Annotated in this window: 9 protein-coding genes; all 9 read left to right on the top strand. The window is 38.4% G+C overall.

Translation table 11 applies throughout. The features are described from left to right. The first annotated feature begins 134 nt into the window (after positions 1 to 134). Positions 135 to 335 (top strand): hypothetical protein, encoded by a 201-nt coding sequence (locus BTO22_RS14110; protein ID WP_061030441.1) that lies wholly within the window; start codon positions 135 to 137, stop codon positions 333 to 335. Further along, the gene (locus BTO22_RS14105) at positions 325 to 1,419 is read left to right on the top strand and encodes a replication initiation factor domain-containing protein (protein WP_061030442.1); all 1,095 of its coding nucleotides are present in this window, start codon (positions 325 to 327) and stop codon (positions 1,417 to 1,419) included. Before BTO22_RS14110 ends, BTO22_RS14105 begins: the two co-directional genes overlap by 11 nt. Before the next feature lie 2 nt (positions 1,420 to 1,421). Beyond that, complete coding sequence (locus tag BTO22_RS14100; RefSeq protein WP_061030443.1) at positions 1,422 to 1,763, top strand: DUF1293 family protein; 342 nt, start codon at positions 1,422 to 1,424, stop codon at positions 1,761 to 1,763. Positions 1,764 to 1,774: 11 nt separating this feature from the next. Beyond that, the gene (locus tag BTO22_RS14095) at positions 1,775 to 2,017 is read left to right on the top strand and encodes a hypothetical protein (protein ID WP_061030444.1); all 243 of its coding nucleotides are present in this window, start codon (positions 1,775 to 1,777) and stop codon (positions 2,015 to 2,017) included. A gap of 13 nt (positions 2,018 to 2,030) precedes the next feature. After that, entirely contained in the window at positions 2,031 to 2,243 is a 213-nt protein-coding gene (locus BTO22_RS14090; protein WP_061030445.1) for a hypothetical protein, read from the top strand. Positions 2,244 to 2,386: 143 nt separating this feature from the next. Then, on the top strand, positions 2,387 to 3,850 hold the full coding sequence (locus BTO22_RS14085) for a hypothetical protein (protein ID WP_105056023.1): 1,464 nt from the start codon (positions 2,387 to 2,389) through the stop codon (positions 3,848 to 3,850). A 1-nt stretch (position 3,851) separates the two neighbouring features. After that, positions 3,852 to 4,166 (top strand): DUF2523 family protein, encoded by a 315-nt coding sequence (locus BTO22_RS14080; protein ID WP_061030447.1) that lies wholly within the window; start codon positions 3,852 to 3,854, stop codon positions 4,164 to 4,166. Position 4,167: 1 nt separating this feature from the next. Beyond that, complete coding sequence (locus BTO22_RS14075; RefSeq protein ID WP_105056022.1) at positions 4,168 to 5,304, top strand: zonular occludens toxin domain-containing protein; 1,137 nt, start codon at positions 4,168 to 4,170, stop codon at positions 5,302 to 5,304. A gap of 459 nt (positions 5,305 to 5,763) precedes the next feature. After that, positions 5,764 to 5,969: hypothetical protein (locus tag BTO22_RS14070; protein WP_219843875.1), on the top strand; the 206-nt coding region annotated here is incomplete at its 3' end.

The raw sequence follows: 5,969 nt of genomic DNA, 5'->3' as shown, positions 1-5,969 counted from the left end.
AAGCCTCTTATTTCTTCTGCTATGTCTGACGGTTTTGTCTCTTTTTCTGAATTTGAGGAAATTGAACGACAAGTTAAAACGCTTGAAAGCAGTAAATTAGCTTTAGATCTTAAACTTAAAGGTAATAAATAATCATGGACTCAATCTATTACGACAATGAACCCAACCATGGCGTAAATGTGTATTTCGCTTGGGGTCATAACTACTTTCGTAATATGGCTGAGTTCAACCAATTCCTAGAACAAAACTATGGTGATGATCGTTACGAGTTAATCGAAATCACTGATGAAAACTATCAATCATTACTACTTAAAGGAGTGTTTCATGCAATCTGATTTCAAACAGCTAGCTAATGAAGCACGTCCTGTAAAGATAGACCATTTAGCCTTTTCATTTCCCTACTCGGCTTTGCGTCATTTAGACAAGACTGATGATAAAGATTTCTATTCATTACAGTTTCCTGAGTACAAAGCACCAACAGCTCAAGGGCCTGAAGCTGAAGAAAAAGCGATCACATCTTATAAGAATAAAGTTCGTAAAGTCTTAGCGCATCGCTTTGATGAATTCATGTTTAAAGCGTTTGGTTTTCGTATTTCTAAAATGCGCGGTCGTGGTCTTCATGGTTATGAGGATTCAATGACTATCTTTGATTCAACGGGAACGGTCGATTGTGGATTGATTGGTATCGGTGGTAATCAAGATACGGTGTTTGTCCAAATCAATGGTACTGGCTGTAAACATTTGTTTTCTCATACAACGCCACAGAAAATCCATTGGTATCTAAGCAACATTATCGGCATTAATCGACTAGCACGATTGGATCTTTGTGTTGATGATTATTCCGGTGTGTTCGATTGCCAATACGCAGAAAAATGCTTTTATGAGGGAGCATTTAGAACTGCTCCGCAAGGTCGTGGCCCGACAATGGTTCCTCATAAACGTGTTTCTCAAACTGGTGAATTATCAGAAGAAGCAACGCTTGTTGGATCAAGAAAATCTACGGTTTACTGGCGTGTTTACAACAAAAAATTAGAGCAACACATTACTGACCCTAATGTTGTTTGGTACAGAAACGAAGTTGAATTGAAGAAATGCAATATTGATTTATTGGCGTCTCCTGCTGCTGCGTTCTCTGGACTGTGTGACTTTTCGGCAAGTATTGAACCGACTGAGGGCTTAAAAATCGAACTGACAAAAAAGTGCGTCGGCCTTGAGTTCTTTGGCCGTATTGCTTGGGTTCGTCGTCAATGTGGTGTTGCTCTAGCTGAAGTTATTGCTATGTGTGACGGTGATTTAGGTGAGGCATTTGGAATGCTTGTTCCACACAAACATCGTCGTGAGGGCTTTACTGCTATGGGGGTTCCTGACTCATATCAGCACATGATGAACAAAATAATGAATTCAAAATTGGAGTGTTAACCATGGTTACTATTACAGGTATTTCTATTAAGCGTTTCCCTAAATCAAATATGGAGTTTGCCGAGCTGTCCGTTCTTCGTGGTATTGAAGACGTAAGCGTTGAAAAATTTGAGCAGATTGGCATTGGCTTTTCAACGGACATTCCATTTAACAAACAACCATTAAAAATCAATTTGGAGTATGCGCGAACCTTAATTAAAGGACGTGTATTTGTTCCAAATCGTGAGTACGACTTGGTGTTAGGTGCAAATCCTAATGATCCATTAGAGATTCTCGTTACTGAACTTAAACCACTTGATGATGATGTGAAAAAGCATTTTCAAACGTCATTGAATACTAAGTAAGGTGATTTGAAATGACATTGTGCCTAAAACTAAACCCTGATAACACATTATCTGTAACGGCCGATTCAATCGAAACGTGCACGGATTATCTTTTGATATCTAAGGTTGATTATAGTTTTTGGTTCGATGCGATTAGCGTTTCCCCTGCCAGTATCACAGCCGCAATCACCTTTGGGATATTTGTCGTTGTTGGTATGGGGTTCTTGATGACTTATCCCATTGGGATAGCCAAAAAATTAATCCGTAAGATATAAAAAGGAAAATATCATGAAATTCATGAATGCGAAAAAACTGGTTCTGATTGGTAGTGTTGCCCTAGCCTCACCTGCTTTTGCTGACTCAAACACTGACGCTATTTTTGGCGCTATTGATTTAACAACGGTCGCGGCTTCGGTTGGTGGTATCGGTGTGTTGATTGTTGGTATTACGATGGTAATGAAATCTATCAGCCTTGCTAAACGAACTGTTAATAAAGCGTAATCGTTATGGCCTTTTTGATACATGATTTAATTATTGTCTTGTATGTAATTTTAGGCGCTCTTTCTGGTTTCGTTACGGTCTACAATTTACGGTAACAAACCATTTATAAGCAGTCTTCGGGCTGCTTTTTTTTGGACTGAATTATGACAAAAATACTTTTACTGATTTCAGTTTTATTCTCTGGTTACTCCTTTGCTGAATCGAGTTTAATCGGTCGATTTAGTGTGAAGATGTTGGATATTCAAGCCTGTCCTTTTTCACAACCTGCACAAACTCCTATGGATATTTATTGGTTTGCGAACTGTGCTGTTGGTAAATCTTTTGTTATTCACGGAAAAACGGCAGTTGTCCATGATTATAAAATTCAAGGTACAAGCGTTCTAGTTTTGGCAACTTGGAACAATAGAGAGATTAAGCCTCAATGGTTTAGTTTTTCTAAAGGTGATTCTGAATATGATGTTTGTGATGCACCTGATTATATAAACCCGAATACGGGTTACTGTGTTAAGAGCGATAAACCATTATGTACAGCAAACGAAAACCTTGGTCGTCGGTTCTGGCCTTACAGCTCTTATGGGGATAAACCGACTTTTTGTGTTGCTAGTTGTGGTGCTGAGGCTAAACCAACAGTTGGGGAATCTAGTATTGCTTGCTTTACTACAGATGACCGATGTTTTGGTGACATTGTTCAAACGGGTGAATCGTGCTCAGGTGATGGGATTACTTCAGGGGGAAATGTACCAATGCCGCCTCCGGGTGGATGTATTTGGACAGGGCCAGTTGAAGATAGAGTTTTATCCTGCTCTGGTGATGCCGATGGTGACGGACAACCTGATGATGATACACCTTTGGATCCTGATTCGGAATGTTCATGGGATGGAAATACATTAGAGTGTAATGGTGGGACTTATCCAGTTGATCCAGATGCTCCCGATAAACCCGATACAGGCGGTGGCACAGATACGGGAGGTGGAACAAATCCTAGTACTGATTTATCAGGGGTAATTAATGAGATAAGAAGTTTTCATAACGACAATAATTCTAACCTTAAACAATTAAAAGACAGCAATGCTCAGGGGTTTGAGTTAGTTGTGACAGAAATAAAAGACAATACGGAATCGGTAACCGACCAGATAGATAACCTTAAAAATATGAATCAAATGTTATCTAGTAATGAAGTGAATGCGATCAATGGCGTTAATGATAGTTTAATGCAACTTAATTCAGGTATCGGTGACATTGGTAATGGTATAAATCAAATTGTAAATACTGATACTTCGGGTGCAAATTTTACTGACTGCTACTCCTCTGGAACGTGTGAATCACTTTATGAATCTGAATATTCAGAGTATGAAAATATGTCTGATTTAGTTTCGGAAAGGATGGATTCAATATCTACTGGCGCTATCCAGCAAGTCACTAATATTTTTACTCATATCAATGTTTCTAATGCACAAAAGCCAAATACAAACATGTGCATAGATATTATTTATGATTTTGGTTGTTATGACCTCTTTCAAGACTTTAGTTATATCTGGGCGTTCGTCCGCTTCTGCTTCACTTTCTCATCAATCGCGCTAGCTAGAAAACTAGTGTTTGGAGGTTAATATGGAATGGTTAGTTGAATTATTTAATATCTTAATTTCATTTGCTTACTCGTCATTTTTAAGTATTCCTAGAATGTTTAAGGATCTCTTTTTTTGGGTTTTAGATCAGTTTTTAACGTTTGCCGAATGGATTGGTAATCTTATTCTGTCGTTGTTTGAACCGATTGATATTAGCCAGTACTTAACAGGGATACCGCCTAATGTGTCATGGGTCTTTATGATGATTGGCCTACCCAACTGTTTAATCATTATCGGGTCAGCAATTGTTATTCGATTAACATTACAAATGATCCCATTTGTACGTTTAGGGTCTTAATATGATATATGGAATTAGTGGAAGACCAGGGGGCGGAAAAAGTTATGAAGCGGTTGCGTTTCATGTTCTCCCTGCCCTTGAATCTGGGCGAAAAGTCATAACAAACTTACCTTTGCAAATTGATATGTTTGTAAAGGTATTCGGTCCTGAAGTTGTCGATTTAATTGTGGTTATCGATGGCAAACTAAATGATTTTGGTTCGACTGAAAGACCATTTTCTAAACACGTTCACTATATTGATGAATGGAAGAACGACAAAGGACAAGGGCCACTCTACTTGATTGATGAATGTCACATGGTACTGCCTGCGCGTGGTCTTGATTCTGAAATATTAGAATTCTATTCGTTACACCGTCACTATGGTATTGATATCGTTTTGATTACTCAACACCTTAGAAAGATACATCGTGACATTAGAGACATGATTGAAATTAACTATATCTGTCAGAAGAACACGGCATTAGGCTCAGAGAATTCATATACAAAGAAAGTAAAGCAAGGTGCGTCTGGTGATGTGGTTAATACTTCTATTCGTAAATATAAGAAGTCTTACTTTGCATTTTACAAAAGTCATACGGCTTCAAACTCTGCGGTTCAAGAGGCGTATGCTCAAGACATTACGCCACTCTGGAAACGTTGGCCTGTTATTGGTGCCGGCATTTGTTTTGTTTTATCCGCTGTGATTTTATCAATGGCCTTTATGGGAAAAAAAGAAAGCTCACAACCGCCATCAGTAAGAACACCGCCAACTCAACAACACGCTGTTGAGTCTCCAAGTAGTACAAACATCAACAAAGAAACGAAAGTTAAACAAGAAAAGAAACCAAGTCACCCACTGTCTAAATTTACTTTTTATGTTGCTGGCCAAGCGAAGCAATTTGTAAGAGCAAGCTATGATGGTGAGTCGGTTCCTGACCAGTCGCTCAACTTCTATCGCATCTATATTGATGTGTATGAGAATAACAAAATGTTGTTTACCATTGAGCATAATGATTTACTGAACTTTGGCTATGAGTTTAAGAAGATTGCGGACTGCTTCTATGAACTAAGCTATGGCGATTTCAGTGAAATAGTTACGTGTGGGGAAATCTCAGTACCTAAAGATGGGATTGAAGCAATTGGTGCGAACTTGTTTTAGTTTGTCATAATTCAATGCATGGGTATGTCAAAAAATGACATACCTTTTTTTTGTGTCCTGCGCGTTCCTAACTGTGACGAGCTGCGCGAGGAAAGATCTATTGCGTAGCAATATAAGCGGAGCGAAACGCTTTTCTTTCACGTCATTGCAAATAATCAGTGCGCTGTTTCCAGTCGCAAATTCCGATTATTGAAAAGTCGCCACCCTGCCAGACTGCTTTTGCTCTACTCGCTTTCAAACATGGGGAGGGACCCGCTTGCGGGAGGGGTTCCCCATTTTCTGAAAGCGGAGTATGGCGCACTACCCCCGTTCTGTATCACGGGGGTAAATTCCACATAATCATTTGTGTGTATAGATAATTATTATTTAGATTAAGTTAATGTTTTTGAGTTATTAAATGGCTAATTTTCTTAAAATCTGTTATTTTCTGGCCAATATAATTACAAGATTTAAATGCTAATGATATTTAAAGTATATGATATTAATGTTAGTGCTGATGACTTAGAACAGCTAGGTACAAAAGAAAAATTTTGGTTTTTTACGGCTTCAGATAAATCACAAAAATGGCTATTTAAATACTCACGCTTAAATACTGGTGAACATTGGTCGGAAAAAATAGCGGAACAATTATGTGAAGAGCTAATGATTCCACATGTTAGATATCA

It is taken from the genome of Aliivibrio sifiae, from assembly GCF_002954705.1.
Classification (GTDB): Bacteria; Pseudomonadota; Gammaproteobacteria; order Enterobacterales; family Vibrionaceae; genus Aliivibrio; species Aliivibrio sifiae_A.
The sequence above is the reverse complement of the archived record's forward strand: the minus strand, read 5'-3'. Positions and strand labels throughout refer to the sequence as shown.

What these genes read in the sequence shown, in the direction of transcription:
- BTO22_RS14110 (WP_061030441.1), top strand. Translation starts at nt 135, where the DNA reads ATGGACTCAATCTATTACGACAATGAACCCAACCATGGCGTAAATGTG.
- BTO22_RS14105 (WP_061030442.1), top strand. Translation starts at nt 325, where the DNA reads ATGCAATCTGATTTCAAACAGCTAGCTAATGAAGCACGTCCTGTAAAG.
- BTO22_RS14100 (WP_061030443.1), top strand. Translation starts at nt 1,422, where the DNA reads ATGGTTACTATTACAGGTATTTCTATTAAGCGTTTCCCTAAATCAAAT.
- BTO22_RS14095 (WP_061030444.1), top strand. Translation starts at nt 1,775, where the DNA reads ATGACATTGTGCCTAAAACTAAACCCTGATAACACATTATCTGTAACG.
- BTO22_RS14090 (WP_061030445.1), top strand. Translation starts at nt 2,031, where the DNA reads ATGAAATTCATGAATGCGAAAAAACTGGTTCTGATTGGTAGTGTTGCC.
- BTO22_RS14085 (WP_105056023.1), top strand. Translation starts at nt 2,387, where the DNA reads ATGACAAAAATACTTTTACTGATTTCAGTTTTATTCTCTGGTTACTCC.
- BTO22_RS14080 (WP_061030447.1), top strand. Translation starts at nt 3,852, where the DNA reads ATGGAATGGTTAGTTGAATTATTTAATATCTTAATTTCATTTGCTTAC.
- BTO22_RS14075 (WP_105056022.1), top strand. Translation starts at nt 4,168, where the DNA reads ATGATATATGGAATTAGTGGAAGACCAGGGGGCGGAAAAAGTTATGAA.